Annotated in this window: 25 protein-coding genes; 10 read left to right on the forward strand and 15 right to left on the reverse strand. The window is 71.7% G+C overall.

The window, feature by feature from the left end; all coding sequences use genetic code 11:
- The 3 genes from ACFOWE_RS25200 to ACFOWE_RS25210 form a co-directional block, all read right to left on the reverse strand.
- The coding region (locus tag ACFOWE_RS25200) for a glycoside hydrolase family 5 protein (protein ID WP_377291957.1) at positions 1-1,079 on the reverse strand (1,079 nt) is incomplete at its 3' end.
- A 218-nt stretch (positions 1,080-1,297) separates the two neighbouring features.
- Positions 1,298-3,856 (reverse strand): glycoside hydrolase family 9 protein, encoded by a 2,559-nt coding sequence (locus ACFOWE_RS25205; RefSeq protein WP_449301227.1) that lies wholly within the window; start codon positions 3,854-3,856, stop codon positions 1,298-1,300.
- 200 nt (positions 3,857-4,056) lie between these two features.
- Positions 4,057-6,903, reverse strand: coding sequence for a glycoside hydrolase family 48 protein (locus ACFOWE_RS25210; RefSeq protein ID WP_449301226.1), 2,847 nt, complete (start codon positions 6,901-6,903; stop codon positions 4,057-4,059).
- 788 nt (positions 6,904-7,691) lie between these two features.
- On the opposite strand from ACFOWE_RS25210, the gene ACFOWE_RS25215 reads away from it, so the two are divergent.
- A complete protein-coding gene (locus ACFOWE_RS25215; protein WP_377291963.1) occupies positions 7,692-8,075 on the forward strand; it encodes an STAS domain-containing protein in 384 nt (127 codons plus the stop codon).
- 187 nt (positions 8,076-8,262) lie between these two features.
- Here ACFOWE_RS25215 and ACFOWE_RS25220 read toward each other — a convergent pair whose 3' ends face one another.
- The 10 genes from ACFOWE_RS25220 to ACFOWE_RS25265 all read right to left on the reverse strand — a co-directional run bounded on the left by ACFOWE_RS25220 (position 8,263) and on the right by ACFOWE_RS25265 (position 15,998).
- Complete coding sequence (locus ACFOWE_RS25220) at positions 8,263-9,735, reverse strand: serine/threonine-protein kinase (protein WP_377291965.1); 1,473 nt, start codon at positions 9,733-9,735, stop codon at positions 8,263-8,265.
- Positions 9,722-10,783: a LacI family DNA-binding transcriptional regulator gene (locus tag ACFOWE_RS25225; protein WP_377291967.1), complete on the reverse strand. Its 1,062-nt coding sequence runs from the start codon at positions 10,781-10,783 to the stop codon at positions 9,722-9,724. Before ACFOWE_RS25225 ends, ACFOWE_RS25220 begins: the two co-directional genes overlap by 14 nt.
- A gap of 48 nt (positions 10,784-10,831) precedes the next feature.
- Complete coding sequence (locus ACFOWE_RS25230) at positions 10,832-11,383, reverse strand: GNAT family N-acetyltransferase (RefSeq protein ID WP_377292039.1); 552 nt, start codon at positions 11,381-11,383, stop codon at positions 10,832-10,834.
- Positions 11,384-11,501: 118 nt separating this feature from the next.
- A complete protein-coding gene (locus ACFOWE_RS25235) occupies positions 11,502-11,831 on the reverse strand; it encodes a DUF2516 family protein (protein WP_377291969.1) in 330 nt (109 codons plus the stop codon).
- Between the two features lie 155 nt (positions 11,832-11,986).
- Positions 11,987-12,454: a hypothetical protein gene (locus ACFOWE_RS25240; protein ID WP_377291971.1), complete on the reverse strand. Its 468-nt coding sequence runs from the start codon at positions 12,452-12,454 to the stop codon at positions 11,987-11,989.
- Positions 12,451-12,987 (reverse strand): helix-turn-helix domain-containing protein, encoded by a 537-nt coding sequence (locus ACFOWE_RS25245; protein ID WP_377291973.1) that lies wholly within the window; start codon positions 12,985-12,987, stop codon positions 12,451-12,453. The genes ACFOWE_RS25240 and ACFOWE_RS25245 overlap by 4 nt, the downstream gene beginning before the upstream one ends.
- 72 nt (positions 12,988-13,059) lie before the next feature.
- Positions 13,060-13,986 carry a M56 family metallopeptidase gene (locus ACFOWE_RS25250; RefSeq protein ID WP_377291975.1) on the reverse strand — a complete coding sequence of 309 codons (927 nt, stop codon included), beginning with the start codon at positions 13,984-13,986 and terminating at the stop codon, positions 13,060-13,062.
- On the reverse strand, positions 13,983-14,339 hold the full coding sequence (locus tag ACFOWE_RS25255) for a BlaI/MecI/CopY family transcriptional regulator (protein ID WP_377291977.1): 357 nt from the start codon (positions 14,337-14,339) through the stop codon (positions 13,983-13,985). Before ACFOWE_RS25255 ends, ACFOWE_RS25250 begins: the two co-directional genes overlap by 4 nt.
- Positions 14,340-14,375: 36 nt before the next feature.
- Positions 14,376-15,206, reverse strand: a complete 831-nt coding sequence (locus ACFOWE_RS25260) for a class I SAM-dependent methyltransferase (protein ID WP_377291979.1) — start codon at positions 15,204-15,206, stop codon at positions 14,376-14,378.
- A 48-nt stretch (positions 15,207-15,254) separates the two neighbouring features.
- Entirely contained in the window at positions 15,255-15,998 is a 744-nt protein-coding gene (locus ACFOWE_RS25265; protein ID WP_377291981.1) for an SDR family oxidoreductase, read from the reverse strand.
- Positions 15,999-16,106: 108 nt separating this feature from the next.
- On the opposite strand from ACFOWE_RS25265, the gene mshA reads away from it, so the two are divergent.
- The 3 genes from mshA (at position 16,107) to ACFOWE_RS25280 (ending at position 18,901) form a co-directional block, all read left to right on the forward strand.
- Positions 16,107-17,390: a D-inositol-3-phosphate glycosyltransferase gene (gene mshA / locus ACFOWE_RS25270; RefSeq protein ID WP_377292041.1), complete on the forward strand. Its 1,284-nt coding sequence runs from the start codon at positions 16,107-16,109 to the stop codon at positions 17,388-17,390.
- Between the two features lie 184 nt (positions 17,391-17,574).
- On the forward strand, positions 17,575-18,081 hold the full coding sequence (locus tag ACFOWE_RS25275) for a type III secretion system chaperone family protein (RefSeq protein ID WP_377291982.1): 507 nt from the start codon (positions 17,575-17,577) through the stop codon (positions 18,079-18,081).
- 76 nt (positions 18,082-18,157) lie between these two features.
- Positions 18,158-18,901 carry a phosphoglyceromutase gene (locus tag ACFOWE_RS25280; protein WP_377291984.1) on the forward strand — a complete coding sequence of 248 codons (744 nt, stop codon included), beginning with the start codon at positions 18,158-18,160 and terminating at the stop codon, positions 18,899-18,901.
- 154 nt (positions 18,902-19,055) lie between these two features.
- Here the strand turns inward: ACFOWE_RS25280 and phoU are convergent, their stop codons facing one another.
- Positions 19,056-19,715, reverse strand: coding sequence for a phosphate signaling complex protein PhoU (gene phoU / locus ACFOWE_RS25285; RefSeq protein WP_377291986.1), 660 nt, complete (start codon positions 19,713-19,715; stop codon positions 19,056-19,058).
- Between the two features lie 158 nt (positions 19,716-19,873).
- On the opposite strand from phoU, the gene ACFOWE_RS25290 reads away from it, so the two are divergent.
- The gene (locus tag ACFOWE_RS25290; RefSeq protein WP_377292043.1) at positions 19,874-21,055 is read left to right on the forward strand and encodes a sensor histidine kinase; all 1,182 of its coding nucleotides are present in this window, start codon (positions 19,874-19,876) and stop codon (positions 21,053-21,055) included.
- Entirely contained in the window at positions 21,052-21,741 is a 690-nt protein-coding gene (locus ACFOWE_RS25295; protein ID WP_377291988.1) for a response regulator, read from the forward strand. The genes ACFOWE_RS25290 and ACFOWE_RS25295 overlap by 4 nt, the downstream gene beginning before the upstream one ends.
- 76 nt (positions 21,742-21,817) lie before the next feature.
- Here the strand turns inward: ACFOWE_RS25295 and ACFOWE_RS25300 are convergent, their stop codons facing one another.
- A complete protein-coding gene (locus ACFOWE_RS25300) occupies positions 21,818-22,402 on the reverse strand; it encodes a copper chaperone PCu(A)C (RefSeq protein WP_377291990.1) in 585 nt (194 codons plus the stop codon).
- A gap of 261 nt (positions 22,403-22,663) precedes the next feature.
- Here ACFOWE_RS25300 and ACFOWE_RS25305 point away from each other — a divergent pair, with 261 nt between their 5' ends.
- The 4 genes from ACFOWE_RS25305 to ACFOWE_RS25320 all read left to right on the forward strand — a co-directional run bounded on the left by ACFOWE_RS25305 (position 22,664) and on the right by ACFOWE_RS25320 (position 24,724).
- Entirely contained in the window at positions 22,664-23,146 is a 483-nt protein-coding gene (locus ACFOWE_RS25305; protein ID WP_012887713.1) for a CarD family transcriptional regulator, read from the forward strand.
- A 17-nt stretch (positions 23,147-23,163) separates the two neighbouring features.
- Complete coding sequence (ispF, locus tag ACFOWE_RS25310) at positions 23,164-23,622, forward strand: 2-C-methyl-D-erythritol 2,4-cyclodiphosphate synthase (protein ID WP_377291992.1); 459 nt, start codon at positions 23,164-23,166, stop codon at positions 23,620-23,622.
- 201 nt (positions 23,623-23,823) lie between these two features.
- Positions 23,824-24,108: a GlsB/YeaQ/YmgE family stress response membrane protein gene (locus ACFOWE_RS25315; protein WP_377291994.1), complete on the forward strand. Its 285-nt coding sequence runs from the start codon at positions 23,824-23,826 to the stop codon at positions 24,106-24,108.
- Between the two features lie 349 nt (positions 24,109-24,457).
- Entirely contained in the window at positions 24,458-24,724 is a 267-nt protein-coding gene (locus ACFOWE_RS25320) for a GlsB/YeaQ/YmgE family stress response membrane protein (protein WP_377291996.1), read from the forward strand.
- Positions 24,725-24,860: the final 136 nt, after the last annotated feature.

Raw genomic sequence — 24,860 nt, forward strand, 5'->3', positions numbered from 1 at the left:
GTCCAGGTGAGGGTGGCGCCGGTGGCGGTGACGGCGGAGGCGGTGGGTTTGCCGGGTGTGGACGGCTTCTCGGTGTCACCGGGATCGCCGCCGTCGTCGTAGATCGACGCCTCGACGGCGGTCGCCCTGATGCCGTTCACACCGTTGAACAGGCGCTCGCCCCAGCTGGTCAGGGCGGAGGCGTCGAAGCCGGTGACCTGGTCGAGATACTCGACGCCGCCGCCGTTGCCGCTCCACGACCAGCCGAAGTAGCCCAGGCCCCGGGCCTGCGCCTCGGCCATGATCGTGTTCTCGTCGGGGTCGCCGTCGGAGTGGTTGTGCCCGAACTCGCCGACGACCAGCGGCAGACCGGCGTCCTGGAAGGCCTGCATGTAGCTCTTGACCTCGGCCGCGGTGTCGAACACGCCGTACATGTGGATGGAGAAGATCGTGTTCTTGTCGGGGTCGGCCGCGGCCACGGCCTTGGCGTTGTCGCGCATGGTGAAGCGCCAGTCCTGGCCCCAGTTGGGCGCGTCGACCATGAGCGCGTGGTCGAACCCGGCGGCGCGCATGCGCTTGACCGCGGCGGTGGTGGCCTCGGTCCAGCCCGGCGTGGTGGCGTTGTTGCCGATCGGCTCGTTGCCGATGTTGATGATGACGTAGTCCTCCTGGCCGTCCAGCGCGCTCTTCACGCTGGTCCAGTAGTCGACCGCCGCATCGAGGGTGTAGGCGCCGGCCTGCTCGCCGTACCCGGTGGTGTCGTGGTTCTCCAGCACGCAGATGAGCTTGTTCCTCTTGCAGAGCGAGACGACGTTCGCCACGTCGGCGGTGTCGTTGGCCGTCCACCGGCCGCCGCTCAGCACCACGCGCACGGCGTTGGCGCCCAGCGACTTGATGCCGGCGAAGGCGGAGGTCTGGTGGGTGTACCAGGCGTGCGGGTGGGAGGTGCCGCGCAGGACGAGGTTGCTGCCGTCCGCTTCGAGGATCTTGGCGCCGCTCACGTGGATGCCGGTGTCGGCGTGCGCGGCCGGGGCCGCGGCGATGGCGGGTGCGGCCATCGCGGTGACGAGAGCGGCGAGGAGCGCCAGTCGTGCTTTCATGACCTGCCTTCGTGGAAGGGGATTCGTAGCAGGGAAGGGGATGGCCCGGCCGGGCGGAGGGGTCCGCTACGCCCGGCCGGGGGTCGGGGACGCCGGGGATGCCGGTCCGCGGGGGGACGGCATGCCGCGGGCGCCGTTCCCGGCGGATGCCGTCCTCCGGGAACGACGGCCGCGGGAGCCGGTCCCCGGGGGACGGCGCGCCGCCGGCGCCGCGGGCGTCAGTCCACGGTGCAGCCCACCGGGGAGGGCACGCCGTTGGCACCGCTCCGGCTCGCGGTGAAGCCGAACGAGGCGGACGAGGCAGGGGCGAGCGCGCCGTTCCAGGCGGCGTTCCTCACCGACACGTCCGCGCCGGTCTGGGTGTGCGTGCCGCTCCAGAGCTGGCTGATCCGCTGCCCGTCGGGGAAGCGCCAGGTCACGGTCCAGCCCCGGATCGCCTCCGCGCCCGTGTTGGTGACGGTGACCTCGCCCTGGAAGCCGTCCTGCCAGGAGCCGGTGACCTCGTAGGCGGCGGTGCAGCCGCCCGCCGGGGCCTCGGTGGTGGTGAACGCGGTGCTCTCGGACGGCTCGGAGGTGTTGCCGGCCGCGTCCCGGGCCACCACGTGCACGCTGTACTCCGTCTCGGGGGTGAGCCCGGTCAGGTCGTGGGAGGTGCCGGTGACGGTGGCGACCTTCGCGGTGCCGCGGTAGACGTCGTAGCCGGTCACACCCACGTCGTCGGTGGAGGCCGTCCAGGTCAGCCGGGCGGTGCTCCCGGTGATCGCGGAGACGGCGGGCTTGCCGGGCCGCGACGGCGCCTCCTCGTCCTCCACCGGCGGCGGCTCGTCGCCGGGCGGGTTCCCCCAGATCCGCTCGGTGCCGGAGTAGAGGGTGATGTTCTCCACCCGGACCGGGGCGGCGCCGGGGGTGGTGGCGACGCCCTTGTACGACCAGTCATTGGACGGGTCCCAGGTGCCCGCGGAGGCGATGCGGAACTGCACCTCGCGCCGGTGCTGGGACTGCCCGGCCGGGGAGATCGAGGTGCCGGAGCAGTCGATCGTGACGTAGTACGTCTTCCCGGACAGCTGGGTCGGGCCGGTCGGGGCCTTGCACTGGGTGTAGGCCGAGCTGACCGTGATCTGGCCCGGCGTGGTGTCGCCGTCGAGGGTGAAGTAGTAGCGGAAGGAGCCGTCGGTCAGGTTCCGGGCCGGCCAGGCGGACTGGTTGCGGATGATCGCCTTGATCTCGGTGAAGCCGTTGCCGGAGGCGTTCACCCCGGCCTCGACGAAGATCTCCGGCCCGTCGGGGGCCTCCTTCTTCGGGAAGTCCGCCAGCGGGGTCCCGCCGTACTGCTTGTACAGGCGGGCGAGCGCGCCGGTGAACCCGGCGTTGTAGTCGGTGGCGACCTCGTTCATCACGAAGTCGTCGCGCTGGTCGGTGTAGGCGTCGTCGGGGGCGGGCGGGCCGCCGACGAGCGCGCCGTACAGGGTGTGGCGGGTCTCGGCCGGGTTGGTGATCTGGTCGGTCCACGAGCCGTGCGCGGTGCGGTGGTGCGGGTTCTTCGGCGGGTTGGCGCCGAAACCGACCACGTAGGAGGAATTGCGCGGGTTGTCGCCGAGCGCGTAGTCGATCTGGCGCTTGGCGAAGTCGTGGTAGCGGGCCTTGCGGGTGGCGTCGCTGATCGAGTCGGAGTGGACCAGGGCCGCGAACGCGGTGTTGGCCGCGTAGCGGAGCGAGCCCCACCGGTCGAGCACGGCCTGCCCGCCGGGCGAGTACTTCACCTTCTGCCCGTTCACCCCGACCGTCCAGTAGTCCAGCCACCGGTTGGCGTCGTCGAGGTAGCGCTGCTCGCCGGTGAGCTTGTGCAGCAGCACGTACGAGCCGTAGGACTTGTCGTCCCAGGCGATCGTCCACTTGTACGACCTGGTGGTGGACTGCGGCTCGGTGCCGAGGTTGTCGTAGTAGGACTCGGCCTTGGCGAGGTAGGAGTCCTCGCCGGTGGCCCGGTGCAGCCAGATCGCGCCCCAGACCAGCTCGTCGTTGTAGCCGCTCCAGGAGTTGTAGTAGCCCTGGGCGTCGGTGATGCACTCGCTGTACTTCTTGCGCACGGTGTCGGCGAAGGTGTACAGCTCCCGCGCATGCTTGACCAGCGTGTCGGCGTAGGACGGGTTCGTCGGGCGGAAGACGATCGAGGAGGCGGCCATCGCCGCCGCGGTCTCCCCGGCCAGGTCCGAGCCGCCGCAGGAGGCGTCGATCTTGTAGGCGGGGCGCTCCATCTGCATCGCCTCGGCCGGGCCCCACCAGGCGTGGTCCTTGCCGCCGTGGCCGACCTGGCCGTAGAGCACGTTCGGCGACGGGTGGGCCTTGATGAAGTAGTCGTTGACGAACTTCAGGTTGTTCAGCAGGTGGGTGAGCTGGCCGGAGGAGGCGTAGGCGTCGCGGTACTCCACCGCGCCCCAGGCCAGCATGGTCGTGGTGAAGGCCATCGGCAGGCCGAACTTCACGTGGTCGCCCGCGTCGTACCAGCCGCCGGTCAGGTCGAGCCCGGCGTCCTTTCCGTCGTCGAGCGCGGAGTCGCCGCGCCAGCTCACCCGGTTCCAGCTCGGCAGCTTCCCCGACTGCTGGGCCTCGTAGAACCAGATGGACTTCTGCAGCGCCTCGGCGTAGTTGAACTCCGCCGAGGCGGTCGTCGTCGCGGCCGTCGCCGTGGAGGCCGGCAGCGGTACGGCCGCCGCCAGGGCCGCCAGGGCGAGTGCCGCCGTGGATCTCTTCATCGCTGGGGGTGCCTCTCGGGAGATCTCGGGAGGGGGGTGGTGCCCGGGGCGCGGCGGCCGGTCAGGGATGCCGCCGCGCCCCGGGGTCTTCGGGCCCGCTCCCGGCCGGGCCTGCTTCGCCGGGGCCGGTCCTCCGAGGAGGACCGGCCCCGGCGGCGGGGCGCCGTCCGGGGACCGTCACCGGATCACGGAGCCGGTTCCGGCTCTGTGATCCGGCCCCGGGGTCAGGGGAAGAGCCGGCCGTACTCGGCGAGGGCGACGGCGACGTCGACCTGCGCCCAGAAGCGGTGGAAGTTGAAGGTCGGCGCGGGGCCGGTGCCCTTCAGGTAGGCGTCCACCTTCGGCCAGTCCGGGTCGTTCTTGTAGAAGGAGCGGATGGACAGGAAGGTCGAGTTGCTGTCGATCACGTCGCCGTTCGGCATCTTGCCGGTCCAGCCGGCCGGGACGTAGACCGGGTCGTTGAGGCGCCTGTAGTCGGCCTTGGTCTCCGCCACCGAGACGCCCTTGGCGTCCTGGTGGTTCTTCCACAGGCCGTCCAGCAGGGCCTTGGCCATGTTCTGCGCGGCGGTGTCCTTGGCCTTGGCCGCGTAGTACATCAGCACCTTGGCGTAGGAGCCGACCACGCCGACGTCGGTGGTGTGGTCCCTGACGGTGACGTGCAGGCCGGCGTTCGAGCCCGGGTTGGCCGGGTTCCAGGTGTCGGGCTGGCCGCTCCAGGTCAGCGTCGAGGGGACCTGGTAGGTGCCGTCGGCGTTGACCGTGGTGTGCTCCATGGCCCACTTGACCCACTTGTCCAGCACGACCTTGGCGTCGGCGTTGCCGGTCGCGTAGTACAGCTCCGCGACCCGCTCCATCGACCAGGCCTGGAAGCCGAACCACTGGTTCGACGGCGGGTCGTGGTAGACCGGCTGCCAGTCGTAGGCCATGCCGTAGAAGGTCGGCAGGTTCGACGGCGGGGTGGCGTAGTGGCCCTGCCAGCTGTTGGTCGCGCCGCCGGCGATCGCGCCCTCGGACGACTGCAGCCAGCGGTAGAACTCCAGCTGCCGCTTCGTGCTGGTGCTCCAGTCCTGTACGGCGGTCGCCCCCTTCGGCTTGAGCGCGTCCACGCTGGACAGCACCCAGGCGGCCATCGGGTTCTGGTAACCGGAGTGGTTGTGGCTGGAGCCGATCCGCCAGGCCCAGCCCGCGGAGGTGTCGATCGCGCCGCCCCAGGCGTAGTACCAGCTCAGCAGGTAGGAGGCGCTGTCCTTGCCGGTGCCGGCCGGGCACGAGGTGCTGGTGCAGCCCTGCTTCTTGAAGTACTTGTCGTACATCGCGTAGCGCAGGTAGTCGCCCATCTTCGCGGCCTTGGCGACCGTCGCGGAGACCTGCGACTCCTTGCCCTGCTCCTTGGCCCAGGTGTGCGCCCAGTAGGCGACCTGGACGGCGCGGGCGTCGGCGTCGGGGGCGTTGGTGTACTTCCACTGCTTGGCGTAGGAGGAGTCCCCGGTGAACAGGTCGAGGAAGCCGTTCTTGCCGCCGTGCTTGAAGGTGTCGCAGGACGGCTGCGGGATCGTCTCGAAGACCGACTCCTCCGGGCCGCGCTGGTAGGTGTTGATGTAGGCGGGCCGGGTGGTGCCGTCACCGCAGCGGCCGAAGCCGTAGGTGTTGTCCACGTCCAGCAGCCAGTGCATGCCGTAGACGTCGCTGGTGCCGTAGGCGCTCTTCAGCTCGTTCGCGATCGGGTCCACGCCGACGCTGACGCCGCTGTCCAGCTTGGACGGGTACTGCTTGATGTCGTCCCACTCGCCGGCGTAGGTGGCGGGCTTGGACGGGTTGTAGAAGGAGTTCGTCGGCTGGTCGGCGGTGGAGGGGATGATGTACTTCTCCATCGAGGCCCAGGCCTCGTTGAACTTGCTCCAGTCGCCCGTCACCTTGCCGTAGGCCGCCTCCAGCCACAGGTAGTAGCTGTAGGCCTCGGAGGTGGTCTCGTGCCCGTGGTCCGGCGCCTCGACCATGAAGGTCTCGACCGAGTGGTACGGCACGCCCTCGGGCGAGAAGTAGCCGTTGGCCGGGTCCTTGATCTTGTTGTACATCGTGGTGAAGCGCTTGATGTACTCGTTGTCGCCGCCGGTGGAGTCGTTGTCCACCTCGGTGGCGGAGAACTTCGCGGCGGTGTGGCCGGTGGCGCTCGCGGTGAACTCGGCGCTGCCGGAGGCCTGGTCGGCGTCCTCTGCGGCCTCGATCTCCACCGTCTGGGCGGTGTTCCAGTTGGCCGGGGTGAAGGTCAGCGAGGCGCCGGAGCCGACCGACAGGTCGGCGTCGCCGGAGGCCCGGGCGGTCGTCACGGTGACGTTCGCGCCCGGGGCCTTGGAGAGCTTGACCGAGACGGTCTCGGAGTCGCCCTCGGGGACGGCGACCGAGGCGGGGCTGACCACCACGGCGGGGTCGCTGTCGGCGGAGACGGTGATCCCGACCGGGTCGGAGGTCTTCGTCAGGCCCTTGTCGTCGGTGGCCTTCGCGGTGATCGAGTAGCTGCCGGCCGCCACGCCCGTCCAGTTGTGGGCGTACGGCGCGCTGGTGTCGGTGCCCAGCAGCGTGCTGCCGTTGTAGAACTCGACCTTGGCCACCGAGCCGTCCGTGTCGGCGGCGTCGGCGGTGATCTCCACCGTGGCGGGGGCGGTGAAGGCCGCTCCGGCGGCCGGCTTGGTGATCTTCACGGAGGGGGCCTGGTTGCCCGGCCCGCCGCCGCAGGTGACGCCGTTGACCGTGAAGGACTCCGGCTTGGGGTTGCTCCCCGACCAGCTGCCGTTGAAGCCGATGCTGGTGGAGGCGCCGGTGGCGAGCCTGCCGTTCCAGTCCATGCTCTTGGCGGTGACCGAGGCGCCCTCCTGCGACCAGGTGGCGCTCCAGCCCTGCACGAGCTTCTGCGTGGCGGTGGGGAAGTCGAAGCCGAGTGTCCAGCCGTTGAGCGGGTCACCCAGGTTCTTGATCGTGACGTTGGCGGTGAAGCCGCCCTGCCAGTCGTTGGTCGAGTAGGTTACGTCGCACGAGACGGCGGCCATGGCCGGCGTGGCCGCCAGGGCGGTCATCGTGCCGGCTGTCAGGCCGAGCAGGGCGAGGGTCGCGACCCGTCTCCGACCGCGTTGCCAGCGGTGTGGGAGCGCTCCCGCTCTGAGGGGGGATCGGTGCATGGAAAGGGTCCTCCAGTGGTGGGCCCGCCGTGATTCCGCTGGTAACGGCCTCGCGTCGGATCATGCAAGAAGGAAACTGGGTGGGAGCGCTCCCAAGGAGGATTCTGGATTCCACCCCCCGGATGTCAATGGCGTGTATCTCCGGTTACGCCGGCGTTTCCGTCCGGGGGCCGTCAGGCTGCGGCGATCCGGGAAACACGATCACCCCCTCCGTGAAACTTTCAGCCGAGCGTTTGCTCGGCCGAGCCGGGGTTCCGGGCCGGGATCGGGACGGCGCCGGGGTTCCGGGCCGGGATCGGGACGGCGCCGGGGTTCCGGGCCGGGATCGGGACGGCGCCGGGGTTCCGGGCCGGGATCGGGACGGCGCCGGGGTTCCGGGCCGGGGATCCGGACGGCGCCGGGGAAGGAAGGCGGCGGCGCCGGGCCGGGGTCCGGGCGGGGCCGGAGAGGGAACGCGGTCACGTCCGTCCGCCCGGGATGGCTCACGATCATGGAAAAGGGGAATGAGAGTCCCAGCCGTCCGTTCTCCGGTGACGTGCGGCGGCCGACGCCCTGTGACGAGGGGAACACGTCTCGGCCCGAGGCTGTGTCCGCTTGATCGCCCATGTACGTTGGGTTCCAACGGCCATCGCGCCTGTCGCACCATCATGGCCGCTCCGGGCGGCAGCGTTCGAAGGCAGGCGAGCATGACGAAGTTGTCCATCCAGGTGACTCAGCATCCGGCCTGCGCCGTCATCGCCATCGCCGGAGACCTGGACAAGGTCTCGGCCCCGCAGCTGGACCGGGTGGTGACGGACGTGCTGGAGAGCGGGCACGTCCACCTCATCGCGGACGTCTCCCGGCTGGAGTTCTGCGACTCCACGGGGGTCTGGTTGCTGCTGTCCGGGCTGCGCCGGGCCTTCGAGGCGGGAGGATGGCTCCGCCTGGCGGGGGTGCGGGGTTTCCTGGAGCGGCTCCTGGAGCTGACCCGGCTCAAGGAGGCGTTCCCCACCGATCCGACCGTGGACGAGGCCCTGACCCACGTCCCGGACCGGCGCTCCGGCACGGCCCAGCCGCCCGCCTCCGCCTGAATGCGCTCCGGCACGGCCCGGCCGCCCGCCTCCGCCCGAGCCCGCTCCGGGCAGGTGCCGGAGAGCCGCCGGTCACGGCTCGCCGGGGGTGCCCTCGGGAGGACGCGACGGCGGGACCGGCGCGTCCTCCCGAGGGCACGCCCCGCAGAAGGGCGTCTCCGCAGGAGGATCCCGGGAGAGGAGGCGCCTAACCGGCCAGAGCCACCGCGACGACCTTGAGCTGGTCGTTGAGCGCCTCGTGCAGCCTGCTTGGGAGGGACCCCTCCCGGTGCCGGTCGGTGATCTTCTGCCGGACCGGGGCGAGGTCCTGGGCGCAGCAGACGGCGTTGGCCAGGACCTGCCGTATGTCCAGGGCCACGTCGGGGCGGATCTCGCCGCGGTCGGCGCCCTGGTCCAGCAGGGTGTTGAAGCGCCGCACGCTCTGGTTCAGCGTGGGCCGGGGCGGGCCCACGCTCTCCACCAGGAGCACCGTCGGTTCCCCGCTCGGCTCGCCGGCCGTCTCCTCCACCGGCGCGGCGTCCGGCCCTGCGGCCGGTGCGGTGTCCGGCTCTCCGGTCGGCGCGGTGTCCGGCCCCGCGGTCGGCTCTCCGGTCGGTGCGGCGTCCGGCCCGCCGGCCCGGGGGCGCGAGGTCCCGCTCCCCGTCTCCGGCGGCGCCGAGGGGGAGTGCGTACCGGCGGCGGTGGGCCGGGAGGTGGCCTCCAGGGCGATGGCCCCGTCCCCGCGCTCCCCGGAGGTCTGGGACCACACCAGGGCGCCGGCCGACAGGATCAGCGCGGCCACGGCCGCCAGGGGCGGCACGCGGGAGGAGGCGGAACGGCGTTCGGTCCGCGACCCCGACAGGGCCTCCGACAGGACGCCGGCCGCCTCCCTGGCCCCCGGCCGGGCCGTGGGGTCGTGCGCCAGGCAGCGCCGGCAGAGCTCCGCGATCCCGGGAGGCAGCCCCGGCACGCGGACCTCGGGCGGCGGCCCGTCGCGCCGGGCGTTCTCGATCTCCTCCCAGGTCCGCTCCGGGTACGGCGGAGCTCCGGTGAGCATCTCGAACAGCAGCACGCCGAGGGAGTAGACGTCGCTTGCGGGATCGGCGGTCCTGCCGGTCAGGCGCTCCGGTGCGACGTAGGGCGGGGTGCCGTACTCGCCGGTGCGGTCGTCCTCCTCCCCGACGAACGCCGCGATGCCGAAGTCGAGCAGCTTGGCGCCGTCCGGGGTGAGCAGCACGTTCTCGGCGGTTACGTCGCGGTGGACGATGCCCCGCTCGTGGGCGGCGGCCAGGACGGTGGCGACCTTGGCGGCCACCTCGACCGCCTCCGCCCAGGGCAGCGGGCCCTCGATGATCCGGTCGGCCAGGGGCCGGCCCTCCAGCAGCCGCATCACCACGTAGGCGGCGAGGCGGCCGTGGGAGGTCACGGTCTCCCCGTAGTCGTAGACCTCGATCGCGTCGGGGTGGATGAGGCGCGCGGTGGCGCGGGCCTCGCGCCGGATGAGCTCGCGGTCCGTGCCGAGGTCGGCCTCCAGCACCTTGACCGCGACCATCCGCTGCAGGGACTGGTCGAAGCCCCGCCAGATGACGCTCATCCCGCCCCTGCCGATCTGCTCCATCAGCAGGTACCGGCGGGTGAGCACGTCACCCGCGCGGAGCGCACCGGGCTCAGGCCGATTCACGGACCACCAGCTCCGTCGGGAGCACCGGGTTGTTCCCGGCGAGCTCGGGGGAGCCCATCGACATCAGCAGCAGCCGGGTGGCGAGCGCGGCGAACTCCTCCACGGGCTGGCGCACCGTGGTCAGCGTGGGGGAGGTCCGCCGGGCGATGGGGGCGTCGTCGAAGCCGATCACGGCCACGTCGTCGGGCACCCTGCGGCCGGCGCGGCGCAGGGTCTGCACGGCGGCGGCGGCCATCACGTCGGAGGCGGCGAAGACCGCGTCCAGGTGCGGCATCCGGCGGAGCAGCCACTGGGTGGCGTGCACGCCCGAGGAGTGGGTGAAGTCGCCGTAGGCCACCGGGATGCTCGTCATGCCCGCCAGGGCGAGGGTCCGGGTGAATCCCTCGATCCGGTCGCGGGCGGCGGGCAGCCCGGGCGGGCCCGCGATGGCGGCGATGGCCCGTCGCCCGCCGAGCAGCAGGTGCTCGGCCGCCTGCCTGCCGCCGTCGGCGTTGTCCATGTCGACGTAGGGCAGGTCGATGCCGTCGGGCGCGCGGCCCGCGCTCCGCACCGGGATCCCGGAGGCGGCCAGCGTGACCACGAGCGGGTGGCGCTCCCGCGCGCCGATCAGCAGGACGCCGTCGACCCCTCCGGAGACGAGCTGCGGGGTGGCGATGGTGGAAGTGGCCGCGGTGGCGGTCACCACCGTGAGGGGGATCCCCTGTCCGGTGAGGACCTCCTCCGCGGCGGTGATCATCCGCGCGTAGAACGGCTCGGTGAAAAGCCGCTGCGCGGACTCGCAGACGACCACGGCCACGGTCTGGTCGCAGCGCCGGCCGGCGCCGCCCCGGGGAGCGCGGTGCCGTACGTAGCCGAGACGGGAGATCGCGTCGTGCACCTGTCGCCGGGTCGAGGTGCTGACCCTGACAGAGCCTGTGAGGACCCGGGACGCGGTGGCCGGGGACACACCTGCCGCCGCAGCGACCTGGGCGAGTGTGGGTACATCAGGCATAACTTCCTCCACACCTAAATTCCGTGCAGGTGGGAGCGCTCCCCGTGAACGTAGCATCGTTTCAGAAAGGTCAACAGATGTTTCCGGAAAATCACGATATCTCTGTCAAATCTCCCTGACCTGCCAGTCAGGGGCGAGGACGGACATCAAGATCGAATCGTGCCATGAGCCCTCCCAGAGCAGCGCGTCCCGGCGCACTCCCTCCTCGACGAAGCCGGCCTTCCTGTAGACGTGGCGGGCCCGGTCGTTGAAGTCGAAGACCTCCAGTCCCACCCGGTGCAGGTCCGTGGTGGCGAACACGTGGTCGAGCACGAGCCGGATCGCCTCGCTGCCGTAGCCCCTGCCGAAGGCGCGCGGGCCGACCAGCGCGATCCGGAGGTTGCAGGAGAGGTTGTCGGTGTCCAGCTCGTTGAGGACGATCTCGCCGACGTAGGAGTCGTCCTCGGCGGCGCAGATCGCCAGATCGAGCCGGTCGTCGTGCTCGGCGCGCGAGCCGTACCACGCCGCGGCGGCCTCGTAGGTGAGTGCTCCGCGGGAACCGGTCAGCCGGACGGTCTCCGGGTCGTTGACGAGCTCCCAGAGACCGTCGACGTGCTCGGGGCCGGCGGGCCGGAGCGTCACGCGCTCCCCGCGGAGGGTGGGCTTGCTCGCGAACATCACCCCGCGTGTCTACCGTCTCGGGGACGTTCCGGGCAAGCGGGAGAGGGCTTTCCTGGGCGCCTCATCTCAGGAAACAGCAGGTCACCGCGGGGAGAAGGGGTGGAAAACGTCCGGGTCACCAGGGGCCGTAGGGGCCCGAGTTCCCACCCTTGCCGATCTCCCGTACGGCGGGCCGCACGTCGGCCAGGTAGACGCCGGCGGCGATCACGGAAATGATCATAAGGAAGCCGATGCTGTCGAGGTAGCGCACGGCGCCGGCGAAGGAGAACAGCGTGGAGAGGCTCAGGATGATCGTCCACAGCTGCTTGCTCTGCTTGCCGGTGACCGCGAACGCGCGGGCCGGGGTCTTGAGCGCGTGCACGAGGGCCCAGGCGGACATGGCGAACGCGCCGATGGCCAGCGCCCAGAAGATGAGTTCCAGCACGCCGTAGATCCCGAAGGGCATCGTCTCTCCCGCTGTCGTCGGCCGGTCGCTCCCAGCCTAGGCGATGCCGCGCGTGCGCAGGTAAGTTCCTTTTCTGCGGTCCGGGAGGCGGCCCCGGAAACGGCGGGACCCGCCCCGGGTGCCGGGACGGGTCCGCGTCGCTGGGCCTGCGGGTGTCAGGCCTTGATCGCGCTCTTCGGGGCGCGGGCGTTCTTCCTGGGAGCGGGGGCCGCGGCGATCGCGGGCTCGGCGGTCTCGGAGACCTCCTCCAGCTCCAGGGCGGCCTCGCCGCTCACGCGGGAGACGACCTTGCGGCCGCGCGTGGCGAACTCCTCGTAGAGCTCGGTCGCCTTGGCGGTCAGCTGGTCGGCGTAGCCGCGGGCCTTGACGGGGAGGTCCTTGGCGTAGCCCTCGGCCCGGCCGCCGAACTCCTTGGCGTAGCCCTCGGCCTTGCCCGCGAACTCCTTGGCCTTGAGGGGCAGGTCCTTGGCGACGGCCTCGCGGATCTCCTCGCGGCGGCTCTGGAGCTTCTGCACCTGCTCGGGGAGCTCGCGGAGCTTCTCCACCGCGAAGTCGCCCGCGCCGGCGAAGGCGTAGAACGGCTTGGAGTCCGTGATCTTCTTGACTTCGGTGGCCAGAGTCATCGGTTACCCTTTCCTGGTTTCTTGGGTGTGGTCGTGCCGTTGGCCGAGGACGCCGCGTAGGGCTTGAGCGCGGCGGCGAACTCCTCGGGCAACTGGGCCTCGTCGTCCGGCGGGGATTGCGTGCCGCCCCCCTGGGGCTCCGGCGTGGTGCGCGTGTTCTTGGCGGTTCCCGCGCCCTCGTCCGGGGCCCCGGCCCGGTTCTCCTTGCGGAACGACTCGTAGATGTCGATCAGTACCTGGCGTTGCCGCTCGGTGATGAATCCGTCGGCTCGGATCGCGGCGAGCACGTCGCTGTCCGGCTCGCGGTCCTCGATGAGGCCCGCCTGCACGTACAGCGCCTGCGAGGAGATGCGCAGTCCCTTGGCGATCTGGTTCAGGATCTCCGCGCTGGGTTTGCGCAGCCCGCGCTCGATCTGGCTGAGGTAGGGATTGGAGATCCCCGCCGCGGCGGCGAGCTGGCGCAGTGAGATCTTCGCCTGCGTCCGCTGCTCGCGGATGTACTCGCCGATCGAGTCGACCTTGGGTAGTGCCATGCGGCCAGTCTGCCCCACGCTGCTTGCAATTGCAAACACGTTGACTAACACCAGCAAGCGGTCAAGAGTGCGTCAGTGCGGGACCAGCCACAACAGCGGGGCGGAGGCGGTGAGTGTGACGGAGAACACCACGACGCCGTAGCGGACGCGGCGGGGGAGCCGGGGACCCGGCGAGACCAGGCGCTGGACCCGGGCCATCACCGCGGAGGCGGGGCTCAGCGCGCCCAGCGCCCCGTGCGGGGTCGGCACGGTGCCGGCCGTGCCGAAGCGGAGCAGGGCGGTGGCCAGGCGGCGCGGCGAGCAGTAGCGCCGGGCGGCGTCGTCGGCCGCCATCTCCACCAGCAGCGCGACCTCGTGCTGGGCCTCCATCACCGTGCGGGACCACGGCAGCGCCCTGCGCAGCGCCGCGAACGGCAGCAGGACCAGGTCGTGCCGCTCGCGGACGTGGGCGGACTCGTGGGCCAGCACCGCGTCCAGCTCGTCGGGGGAGAGCAGCTTCAGGGCGCCCTCGCTCACCACGACCTGGGAGCGCAGGCCGGGCACGCAGTAGGCGGCCGCGCCCGGATGGTCGACCACGTGCACGCCGGGGACGTCGGGGTCGGTGCGGGAGATGAGGGCCAGCAGGGCGCGGTGGCGGCGTCGGGCGCGGAACGTCTGCAGCCCCGCGGTCAGCAGCACCACCACCAGCACGGTGAACGCGGTCAGCCCGGCGATGAGCGCGAAGATCCGCGGCAGGTCGTACGGGCCCTGCGGGCCGTACCCGCCGGAGAGGGCCGAGGAGCCGAAGGCGAGCAGGCCGTGCAGCACGCCCCGGCCGTAGGGCTCCAGGGCGTAGGCGAGCAGCGCTCCGGTGCCGGCCAGCCCCCAGGTCACCCCCAGCGCCTGCCAGAGCACGATGGCCACGTGCGGGGCCCGGTAGGGCCACCGGGCCCGGACCAGCCGCCAGGCGCCGACCGCGCAGACCGAGGCGAGGAACGCCAGGGCTGCCGCGGTGATCACTCTTCCTCCAGCTCCAACAGGGCTCTGCGCAGGATCTCGGCCTCGGGTTCGGACACGGCCTGGGCGAAGCGGGTGAGGGCGGCCGACCGGTCCCCGGTCATGTCGAGAGCCTCCAGCATAAGCTCAGCGACGTAGGCGTCGCGGCTCGCCGCGGCCTGGTAGCGCCAGGCGCGCCCGTCACGGGTGCGGACCAGGAAGCCCTTGCGGGTCAGCCGGTCGAGCACGGTCATGACCGTCGTGGGGGCGAGGTCGCGCTCCTCGATGAGCCGCCCCACCTCGCGGGCCGTCACCGCGGCCGGCTGCGCCCAGATGATGTCCATGATGCTGCGTTCAAGCTCACCGAGACCCTTCACGCCCTCAAGACTAACCCCGTGCCACGCCGGGTAGTACTACGGGCTGTCGAGCTGGCCTCGGCCGGCGGCGCGCCCCGGGGCGACCGCGTCCCAGGCGACGGTCAGCTCGCCGAGCCGCCAGCGGGAGCGGCCGCCCAGCGGGGGGCGCCGGAAGACCGGCCAGTCCGGGCAGAGCGCCTCGACCGCGGCGATCCAGCGCTGCCGCACCCCGTGGGGGGCCAGCGGGGCGCTGACGGCCCAGGCACGGTCGAAGTCCCGCAGGAAGGCGTGGACCGGCTCGCCGGGCACGTTGCGGTGGATGAGCGTCTTGGGCAGGCGGTCGGCCAGGTCGGAGGGGCGCTCGAAGGCGTCGAAGCGGGCCGACAGGGTCAGGGTCCGGGGACCGGTGGCGTCCAGTCCCACCCAGACGGCCCGGTGCCCGACCTCCGAGCAGGTCCCCTCGACGATCACCCCGTCCGGGGCCAGCCGGGAGCGGAGCAGGTCCCAGTGGCGCCACGCCTCCGCCTCGCCGTACTGGCGCAGCACGTTGAAGGCCCGCACCAGCACCGGCGGGCGGTCCGTCGGAAGCTCGAAGCCGCCCAGCCGGAACGACAGGCCCGGCCGCTCGTACGGCCGGGCCGCGGCCACCCTGGCCGGGTCGATCTCGATCCCGACGACCTCGACGTCCGGGCGGACCCGGCGCAGCCGCGTGAACAGCTCCAGCGTCGTGACGTGCGAGGCGCCGTACCCGAGGTCCGCGACCAGCGGCCGGTCGGCGGAGCGGAGCAGCGGGCCGAAGACCGCGGCGATCCACCGGTCGGACCGGCGCAGCCGGTTGTGGCCGGTCGTGCCGCGGGTGATCTCTCCGACCGGCCGGGTAGCGCGCATCCCCCCATTGTCCGCCGGGCGCGGCCGTGGCCGGGTCCCGGGCGGAGATCAGGAGGTGACGCGGTGGATCTTGTGCTGGGCGGCCTGGGCGCGGGGCCGGATGACCAGGCGGTCGATGTTGACGTTCCAGGGGCGGGTGACGCACCAGGCGATCGCGTCGGCGACGTCGTCGGCCGACAGGGGGCCGGGAACGCCCTCGTAGACCTTCGTGGCCCGCTCGGCGTCGCCGCGGAAGCGGGTCAGCGAGAACTCCTCGGTGTGCACCATGCCGGGGGCGATCTCGACGACCCGGACCGGCTCACCGCACAGCTCCAGCCGGAGCACCTCGGTCATCGAGCTCTGCGCGTGCTTGGCCGCGTTGTAGCCGCCGCCGCCCTCGTAGGAGACGAGCCCCGCCACCGAGGTCAGCATCACCAGGACCCCGTCGCCGGAGGCGGTCAGCTTCGGCAGCAGTGCCTGGGTGACCCGGAGCGAGCCGAGCACGTTGATGTCGTACATGCGCTGCCAGTCGGCCGCGTCGCCGGTGGCCACCGGCTCCAGGCCGATCGCGCCCCCGGCGTTGTTGACCAGCACGTCGCAGCGGTCCAGCGAGGCGGCCAGCTCCGCCACGGACTCGGCGGAGGTCACGTCGAGGGTGACCGGGCGCACGCCCGGCACCTCGGCGGCCAGCGCGTCCAGCCGGTCCCGGCGGCGGGCCGCCGCCACCACGTCGAAGCCCTCCAGGGCCAGCCGGCGGGCCGTCGCCTCGCCGATGCCGCTGCTCGCCCCCGTCACCACAGCCGTCTTCTTCATGGCTCGCCATCCTGCCAGGAGTGCCGGACGTCGCCCTGCCCGCCCCGGTATGTCATGAAAACGCGGGAATGCCGGAAAGATGGGCAGGGTTGTTCCGTCTCGGAGGTGGTGTCGGTGAGGCGACGACGGGTCAACCGGGTCGCGACGATCAGCATGCACACGTCCCCCCTGGACCAGCCGGGCACCGGGGACGCGGGCGGAATGAACGTCTACATCGTGGAGGCGGCCAAGCGCCTGGCCCAGCTGGGGATCGAAGTGGAGATCTTCACCCGGCAGACGGCCCGGGACCTGCCGCCCGTCGAGGAGATCGTCCCCGGCGTCTCGGTCAGGCACGTCACCGCGGGGCCGTACGAGGAGCTCGACAAGGGCGACCTGCCCGGCCAGCTCTGCGCCTTCCTCTCCGGCGTGCTGCGCACCGAGGCCACGTACGACCCCGGCCGCTACGACGTCATCCACTCCCACTACTGGCTCTCCGGCCAGGTGGGCTGGCTGGCCAAGGAGCGCTGGGGCGTGCCGCTGGTGCACACCATGCACACCATGGCGAAGGTCAAGAACCTCCTGCTCGCCGACGACGACAGGCCCGAGCCCACCGCCCGCGTGCTGGGCGAGGAGCAGGTCGTCGAGGTCGCCGACCGGCTGGTGGCCAACACGCCGACCGAGGCGCGCGAGCTCGTCGAGCTGTACGGCGCCGCCCCGGAGCGGGTCGAGGTCGTCAACCCCGGCGTGAACCTCACCGTCTTCAGGCCCGGCTCCCGCGCCGCCGCCCGCCGCAGGCTGGGCGTGCCCGCGGACGCGCACCTGCTGCTGTTCGTGGGCCGGGTGCAGCCGCTCAAGGGCCCCGACGTGCTGCTGCGCGCCGCGGCCCGGATGCTCGTCGACGACCCGGGCCTGCGCGACCGGCTCGTCGTCGCCTGCGTCGGCGGGCCCAGCGGGAACGGCCTGGCCCGGCCGTCCTACCTGACCGACCTCGCCGCGGAGCTCGGCATCCCGGACGTCGTCCGGATCGTGCCCCCGGCCCCCCAGCACGAGCTGGCCGAGTGGTACCGGGCCGCGGACGTGACCGTCGTGCCCTCGCACAACGAGTCGTTCGGCCTGGTCGCGCTGGAGTCCCAGGCGTGCGGCACCCCGGTCGCGGCGGCGAGCGTGGGCGGCCTGCGCACCGCCGTGCGCGACGGGGTGTCCGGCGTGCTCGTCGAGGGGCACGACCCGCACGACTGGGCACAGGTCCTGGCCCGCTTCGTGCACCGCCCGGGCTGGCGCGACGAGCTGTCGGCGGGCGCGGTCGAGCGGGCCGCGGCCTTCGGCTGGTCGGCCACCGCGGCCCGGCTCGCGGAGGTCTACGCCGGAGCCATGGCGCACCTGCAGCAGGCCCCGATCGCGCTCAGCTCGTAGGACCTCGCCTCGTGGCCGCACCTCGTAGGCCGCACCGCGTGGCCGCACCGTGTGGCCGCACCGTGTGGCCGCACCGTGTGGCCGCCCCGCCCGGCGAGGCCCCGGCTCCGGGCCGGGGGACCGACCCGCCGGGCGCGGGTGCGCCCGCGTCCGCGGCCGCGGGGATCCCCCTATGGTGGGGTCCATGCGTGAAGTGATCGAGGCGGCGCTGGCGGGCGCGGAGGTCTCCTACGAGGAGCCCCGGCCGGGCGCGTTCCTGGTGAAGCTCCCCGGCCGGCACAAGCTCGCCACCATGGTCTGGCTGATCGCCGGGGATCGGGCGCTGCACGTCGAGGCGTTCTTCTGCCGGCAGCCCGACGAGAACCACGCGGAGTTCTACCGCTGGCTGCTGACCAAGAACGGCTCCATGTACGGCGTGCACTTCGCCCTGGACCCGGTCGGCGACGTCTACCTCGTGGGACGCGTCCCGCCGGCGGCGGTCTCGGAGGACGAGGTCGACCGGCTGCTCGGCTGCGTGCTCACCTACGCCGACGAGGGCTTCGACCGGGCGCTGGAGCTGGGCTTCGCCTCGTCCATCCGCAAGGAGTGGGAGTGGCGCGCCAAGCGCGGGGAGTCCCTGGCCAACCTCCAGGCGTTCGCCCGGTTCGCCGAGCCCCGGCCGCTGACGGCGGGCACTGATGGCGGGCACTGACGGCGGGCACTGACGGTGGGCTTTGACGGCGGGCACCGGAGGCCGCGGGCCGGGACCGCTGACTAAGCTTGGTCGCATGGCGACTTTGGTGCTGCTACGGCACGGCGAGAGCGAGTGGAACGCCAAGGGTCTGTTCACCGGCTGGGTGGACGCGGGACTCTCGGCCAAGGGCGAGGAGGAGGCGCGGCGCGGCGGGCGCCTGCTACTGGAGGCCGGCATCCGGCCCGACGTGCTCCACACCTCGCTGCTGACCCGCGCGATCCAGACGGCGAACCTCGCGCTGGCCGAGGCCGACATGCTCTGGCTGCCGGTCAGGCGTTCGTGGCGGCTCAACGAGCGCCACTACGGCGCGCTCCAGGGGAAGAACAAGGCGCAGACCCGGGAGCAGTTCGGCGACGAGCAGTTCATGCTCTGGCGCCGCTCCTACGACGTCCCGCCGCCGCCGATCGCCGACGACGACGAGTTCTCGCAGTACGGCGACGCGCGCTACGCGCTGCTGCCGCCGGAGCTGATGCCGAGGACGGAGTGCCTCAAGGACGTCGTCGAGCGCATGCTGCCGTACTGGTACGACCAGATCGTGCCGGATCTGGCGGCGGGCCGGACCGTCCTGGTCGCGGCGCACGGCAACTCGCTGCGCGCCCTGGTCAAGCACCTGGACGGGATCGGCGACGAGGAGATCGCCGGACTCAACATCCCCACCGGCATCCCGCTCCGCTACGAGCTGGACGAGCACTTCCGCCCGCTGGCCAAGGGCGGCCTCTACCTCGACCCCGAGGCGGCCAAGGCCGCCATCCAGGCGGTGGCGAACCAGGGCCGGTGACGGGGACCGGCCCCGAGGGGCCGGTCCCCGTGACGGAGAGACCGTGACGGGGAGACGGAGCGGGAGGGGTCGGCCCCGGTTCGGGCGGCCCCTCCCGCTCCGTGCCGTGCGGCCGGATGATCCGGCCGGGGACGATCCGGCGGGGACGGTGCGGTCAGGAGACGGCGATCTCGTGGGGGCGTGAGCCGGTCACCAGATAGACCACGTCGCGGGCGACGCGGACCGCGTGGTCGGCGTAGCGCTCGTAGTAGCGGCCGATCAGCGTCACGTCGATCGCCGGCTCGACGCCGTGCTTCCAGGCGGGATCCATCAGGACCTTGAACAGCCTGCGGTGGAGCTTGTCCATCGCGTCGTCGTCGTGCTCCAGCTCCAGAGCCGACTCCACGTCGCGCGTGGCGATGCAGCCGCCGGTCTTGGTGACCAGGCGTTCGGCGATCTGCCCCATCTCCAGGATGGTGGCGCGCAGCTCCGGCGGAACCGCCGAGTCCGGGTGGCGCAGCCGGGCGACCTTGGCCACGTGCTGGGCGAGGTCGCCCATCCGCTCCAGGTCGGTGCCCATGCGCAGCGCCGTGATGATCATCCGCAGGTCCACGGCCACCGGCTGCTGCCGGGCCATCAGGTCGAAGATCGAGGTCTCGATCTCCGCGAAGATCCGGTCGACCTCCTCGTCCTGAGAGATGACGGTCTCGGCGAGCTGGAGGTCGGCGTCGAGCAGGGCGGTGGTGGCCCGGGAGATCGCCGACCGGACCAGCCGGGTCATCTCGACCAGTCTGTCGGTGAGGGCGTCGAGTTCTTCGTGGTAGGCGTCACGCATGGGTTCACCGTACGAGCCCGTCCGTGAACGAACCCCGACCGGAAAGTGAACTTTGCGGGAAAGGCCATGGTCATGCCCAGGTGAGGTGTCCGGAAAGGGAAGGGGCGCGCCTACCATCGGGGACGTGAAGCCGACAGGAGGAGCTCGTGAGTGAGCTGATGGCGAGCCTGGCCGCACTGGCCGGGTTCGTCGTGGGAGCGCTGGCCGTGATGATCGTCGTCCGCCAGGGAGCGGCGGGACGGCAACGGGTGATGGTGCCGGTCGAGGACCTCCAGCCCGGCGAGCTGCCCCAGGGCGTCGCCTCCGTGCTCGCCGTGCTGCCGTCCTCGGCGGTCGTGCTCGACCGCCAGGACCGGGTGCTGCGGGCCAGCTCCGCCGCGCGGGCCTTCGGCCTGGTCAGGGGAGAGCGCCTGATGGTGGCCGAGCTGCTCGCGATGGCCCGGCAGGTGCGCCGGGACGGCGAGATCCGGGAGAGCGAGATCGAGGTGGCCGGCCACAAGTTCGGCCAGGAGGCGACCAGCTTCGCCGTGCGCGTCGCCCCGCTCGGGCCGTACGGGCAGGTGCTCGTGCTCGCCGAGGACCAGACCGAGCACCGCCGGGTCGAGGCGGTCCGCCGCGACTTCGTCGCCAACGTCAGCCACGAGCTCAAGACGCCGGTCGGCGCGCTGAGCCTGCTCGCCGAGACCATCCAGGACGCCGCCGACGACCCCGAGGCCGTCACCCGCTTCGCCGGGCGCATGCAGCACGAGGCCGCCCGCCTGACCTATCTGGTCCAGGACCTCATCACCCTGTCCCGGATCCAGGGCGCCGAACCCGTCCCCACCCCGTGCCCGGTCCTGGTCGACGAGGCCGTGCAGGACTCCATCGACCGCTGCAACACCACGGCGGCGGCCAAGGACATCACCCTGGTCACCGGCGGCACCGAGGGCCTGCAGATCTGGGGGGACGAGGAGCTGCTCGTCACCGCGCTGCGCAACCTCATCGACAACGCGGTCGCCTACAGCCCCGAGCACACCAGGGTGGTCGTCAGCGCCCGCCCGGCGGGCGACTCCGTCGAGATCAGCGTGAGCGACCAGGGCATCGGCATCCCCGAGAGCGCCCAGGAGCGGATCTTCGAGCGCTTTTTCCGCGTCGACACCGCCCGCTCGCGCGCCACCGGCGGCACCGGCCTCGGCCTGGCCATCGTCAAGCACATCGCCGCCGCCCACAACGGCACGGTCACCGTCTGGAGCAAGGAAGGCTCCGGATCCACGTTCACCCTCAGCCTGCCCGCCTTCGGCGGCAAGGCGGTCCCCATATCCCCCGGCACCACCACGATCCCCCAGGAGGCCTCGAAGTGACCCGCGTGCTCGTCGTCGAGGACGAGGAGTCGTTCTCCGACGCCCTGTCCTACATGCTGCGCAAGGAGGGGTTCGAGGTCGCGGTGGCGGCCACCGGCCCCGAGGCGCTGGAGGCCTTCGACCGCAGCGGCGCCGACCTGGTCCTGCTCGACCTCATGCTCCCCGGCCTGCCCGGCACCGAGGTCTGCCGGTCCCTGCGGCAGCGCTCCAACGTTCCCGTGATCATGCTGACCGCCAAGGACAGCGAGATCGACAAGGTCGTCGGCCTGGAGTTGGGGGCCGACGACTACGTGACCAAGCCGTTCTCCTCCCGCGAGCTGGTGGCCCGCATCCGCGCGGTGCTGCGCCGCCAGGGCGACGTGGAGGAGCCGGAGTCGGCGGTGCTCGCCGCGGGGCCGGTCCGGATGGACGTGGACCGGCACGTCGTCGCGGTCCGGGGAGAGCAGGTGCAGCTCCCGCTGAAGGAGTTCGAGCTGCTGGAGGTGCTGCTGCGCAACGCCGGCCGGGTGCTGACCCGGGGCCAGCTCATCGACCGGGTCTGGGGCGCCGACTACGTGGGCGACACCAAGACCCTGGACGTGCACGTCAAGCGGTTGCGGGCCAAGGTGGAGGCGGACCCCTCCAACCCGCGCTGCATCCTCACCGTCCGCGGTCTGGGATACAAGTTCGACTCCGCCGAGGAGTGACCCGCCGAGGGCGGGAGGCCGCGACGGCAGGGGGGGTACGGCCCGCGGGCCGTACCCCCCTGCCGTCATGCCGGTGTCAGTGGTCGCCCTCGGCGTGCGCCTCCGTGGCGGAGGGCGTCGGGGTGGGCGAGGGCGTCGTGGCGCCCTGGGCGGGCGACAGGGTCGCGAACTCGCGGCTGCGGGTGATGACGGGGACGCGCAGCGTGATGACGCCCGCCTTCTCGAACTTCAGCTGGACCTCGAGCTCCTCGCCGCCCCTGAGTGGCTTCTTCAGCTGCTCGATCATGACCGTGGGCGTGGGGCGGCCCACGACGGCGGCCTGCTGGGCGCCGGCCGGGAGCGGGACCGGGGTGGTGACCTTGGCGGTGCCGATGGCCGGGTCCACGCCCAGGGCGATGAGCTGGTCCGCCTGGGGCGTGCTGTTCACCATGTAGAGGTGCAGCGGCGTGCTGGCGCCGACGGGCAGCGTGCCACCGGAGTCCGGGCCGAGGAAGAAGGCCTGGGAGATGTTCAGCCCGTTGACCGTGACGCTCGTGGCCTCGGTGGGGGCGTAGTGCTGGTTGGTGATCGCGTCATGTCCGGCTCCGCAGCCGGTCAGCGCCGTGGCGGCTGCGAGGAACGCGGCGGCGGCGATCGCCCGGTGACGGCCGATGCGGGTCACGGTGCGAGTACTCCTTGTCACACTGGATACGGGGCAGCGCCAACCCTATCCGGGGTCTTTACCGGGTTTTCCGGCGGCCCGCCCGATCGCCGGGGGAAGACGCGCCCAGGTCGGGCTGGCTTTCCCAACCCTTGATTCATACAGAGGCCTGCTTGTCAAGGCTTAAAACGCGGCTTTGACCTGCAGTTATGGTGATTTCACTGTTCCGCGAGCCTGTGGATACGTGGTACTCTGGAGTACAGCGGAAGGGGTACTTGTCACATGACTTTCCAGGTCGGCGACACTGTCGTCTACCCCCACCACGGGGCTGCTCGGATCGAGGCGATCACGACCCGGACCATCAAGGGTGAAGAAAGAACCTACCTGGTTCTGAAGGTCGACAAGGGCGACCTCACCGTCCAGGTTCCGGCCGACAACGCCGAGCTCGTCGGAGTCCGGGACGTGGTCGGGCAGGAGGGCCTCGAGCGCGTCTTCGACGTGCTCCGTATGCCCCACACCGAGGAGCCCACCAACTGGTCCCGCCGCTACAAGGCCAACCTCGAGAAGCTGGCGTCCGGCGACGTCAACAAGGTGGCCGAGGTGGTCCGTGACCTGTGGCGCCGGGACAAGGAGCGCGGCCTGTCCGCAGGCGAGAAGCGCATGCTGGCCAAGGCCCGGCAGATCCTGGTCAGCGAGCTCGCGCTCGCCGAGAAGACCAACGAGGACAAGGCCGAGGCCCTGCTCGACGAGGTTCTGAACTCCTGAACACGACATTTCCACGGGTGGGCGTCGGGGTCGACGTCCACCCTTTCGCATCCGGGCGCGAACTGCACCTCGCGGGCCTGCACTGGCCGGGCGAGACCGGCCTGGCCGGTCACTCCGACGGCGACGCCGCGGCCCACGCCGCGTGTGACGCGCTCCTGTCCGCCGCCGGGCTCGGTGACATCGGAGGGCTGTTCGGCACCGCCGACCCCCGCTGGGCCGGGGCCGCCGGCGTCACCCTGCTGGAGGAGACCGCGCGGCGGGTACGGGCCGCGGGGTTCGAGATCGGCAACGTGGCCGTCCAGGTGATCGGCAACCGGCCCAAGCTGGCGCCGCGCCGCGGCGAGGCCGAGCAGGTCCTCGGAGCGGCCGTGGGCGCGCCGGTGAGCGTCAGCGCCACCACGACCGACGGCCTCGGGCTCACCGGCCGTGGAGAGGGCGTGGCGGCCGTCGCGACCGCCATCATCGTGAAGGTGTGAACCTCTCGGGGGTCTCGCACGTCCTGTAAGGCGAGCGCACGAGCGCTCGTCGTGGCCGGTGGGCAGGCGCGGAAAGCCCTCGGCCTTCCCTGGGGCGACCCGTTTCCTGGCGCGGTACGGGTCGCCTCTTTTTATTCGGATAATCCCGTTTGTCCTGGGTAAGCCTCCAATGACCATGTCTCGTCACAGGGGGAGCTGGACATGATTGGATCGATCATCGCCGCGATCGTCATCGGAGCCATCGTCGGCGCCCTGGCCCGTCTCGTCATTCCGGGCAGGCAGAACATCAGCATCGCTCTGACGCTCATCGTCGGCATCGCCGCCGCTCTCGTCGGCACGCTCATCGCGAGCGCGCTGGGCATCGCGAACACGGGAGGAATCGACTGGTGGGAGCACATCCTCCAGCTCGCCCTCGCGGTCGTCGGTGTCCTCCTCGTCACGCAGATGGGGTCGGGGCGGACCCGAGGGGGGACCAGCCGGACCTGACCGGTGCGGGGATTCGCCGAAGGCCCGCGAATTCACCGAGGCCACCGACGGCCACCGAAGGCCCGCGAAGAGCCCCGGCCTCCGGCGCGGACACGGTCCCGGTCCGGGATGCCCCGCCATCGGGCGGGGCATCCCGTCTGTCGGGGCGTCCCGGAGCGCGGCGACGGCCGGTCAGACCACACCGTTCGCCCTCCCGGACCATGGACCGGCCATCGGCGTGCCCCGGGTCCCGGGGCGCGGAGGAATCGGGTTCGAAGACTATTGCTGAAGCTTTCCAGGACTATTCCTGGCGTACGGGGTAGCCACCTTTTCGTGAGGGTGAAGGTCTCACGCTCACGAGGAGGTTGATATGACTATCGCATCCATTCTCGGGGCCATCGTCATCGGTGCCGTGATCGGCGCCATCGGCCGTCTCCTGCTTCCCGGTCGGCAGGCGATCGGCTGGGTGCTGACCATCGTCGTCGGCATCGTCGCCGCCCTCATCGGCACCGCGATCGCCCAGTCGCTCGGCGTCGCGACCACCGACGGCATCGACTGGATCGAACTCGTCATGCAGGTCGTGCTGGCCGCCGTCGGTGTCGGTCTGGTCGCGGGGCTGCGCCGTTCCCGGGTCTGACGGGAGACGGCCTGACCCGGCGCGTCGGCGCGCACGGTCTTCGGCGCGCACGGCTTGAGGGGCCGGTTTCCTCGACGAGGGCCCCGGATCGGCCCCGGGAGCGGCCGGCGACGCGCCCATGACCGGATCGGGTGTC

Origin of the sequence: Planomonospora corallina, assembly GCF_042650625.1 — a bacterium.
Classification (GTDB): domain Bacteria; phylum Actinomycetota; class Actinomycetes; order Streptosporangiales; family Streptosporangiaceae; genus Planomonospora_B; species Planomonospora_B corallina.

Bases quoted from the DNA above. Each gene is read 5' to 3' on its own strand.
- ACFOWE_RS25210 (WP_449301226.1), bottom strand. From the start codon at position 6,903: ATGACCGCCCTGGCGGCCACGCCGGCCATGGCCGCCGTCTCGTGCGAC.
- ACFOWE_RS25215 (WP_377291963.1), top strand. From the start codon at position 7,692: ATGACGAAGTTGTCCATCCAGGTGACTCAGCATCCGGCCTGCGCCGTC.
- ACFOWE_RS25225 (WP_377291967.1), bottom strand. From the start codon at position 10,783: ATGCTACGTTCACGGGGAGCGCTCCCACCTGCACGGAATTTAGGTGTG.
- ACFOWE_RS25230 (WP_377292039.1), bottom strand. From the start codon at position 11,383: ATGTTCGCGAGCAAGCCCACCCTCCGCGGGGAGCGCGTGACGCTCCGG.
- ACFOWE_RS25235 (WP_377291969.1), bottom strand. From the start codon at position 11,831: ATGCCCTTCGGGATCTACGGCGTGCTGGAACTCATCTTCTGGGCGCTG.
- ACFOWE_RS25240 (WP_377291971.1), bottom strand. From the start codon at position 12,454: ATGACTCTGGCCACCGAAGTCAAGAAGATCACGGACTCCAAGCCGTTC.
- ACFOWE_RS25245 (WP_377291973.1), bottom strand. From the start codon at position 12,987: ATGGCACTACCCAAGGTCGACTCGATCGGCGAGTACATCCGCGAGCAG.
- ACFOWE_RS25260 (WP_377291979.1), bottom strand. From the start codon at position 15,206: ATGCGCGCTACCCGGCCGGTCGGAGAGATCACCCGCGGCACGACCGGC.
- ACFOWE_RS25265 (WP_377291981.1), bottom strand. From the start codon at position 15,998: ATGAAGAAGACGGCTGTGGTGACGGGGGCGAGCAGCGGCATCGGCGAG.
- ACFOWE_RS25275 (WP_377291982.1), top strand. From the start codon at position 17,575: ATGCGTGAAGTGATCGAGGCGGCGCTGGCGGGCGCGGAGGTCTCCTAC.
- ACFOWE_RS25280 (WP_377291984.1), top strand. From the start codon at position 18,158: ATGGCGACTTTGGTGCTGCTACGGCACGGCGAGAGCGAGTGGAACGCC.
- phoU (WP_377291986.1), bottom strand. From the start codon at position 19,715: ATGCGTGACGCCTACCACGAAGAACTCGACGCCCTCACCGACAGACTG.
- ACFOWE_RS25290 (WP_377292043.1), top strand. From the start codon at position 19,874: ATGGCGAGCCTGGCCGCACTGGCCGGGTTCGTCGTGGGAGCGCTGGCC.
- ACFOWE_RS25305 (WP_012887713.1), top strand. From the start codon at position 22,664: ATGACTTTCCAGGTCGGCGACACTGTCGTCTACCCCCACCACGGGGCT.
- ACFOWE_RS25315 (WP_377291994.1), top strand. From the start codon at position 23,824: ATGATTGGATCGATCATCGCCGCGATCGTCATCGGAGCCATCGTCGGC.
- ACFOWE_RS25320 (WP_377291996.1), top strand. From the start codon at position 24,458: ATGACTATCGCATCCATTCTCGGGGCCATCGTCATCGGTGCCGTGATC.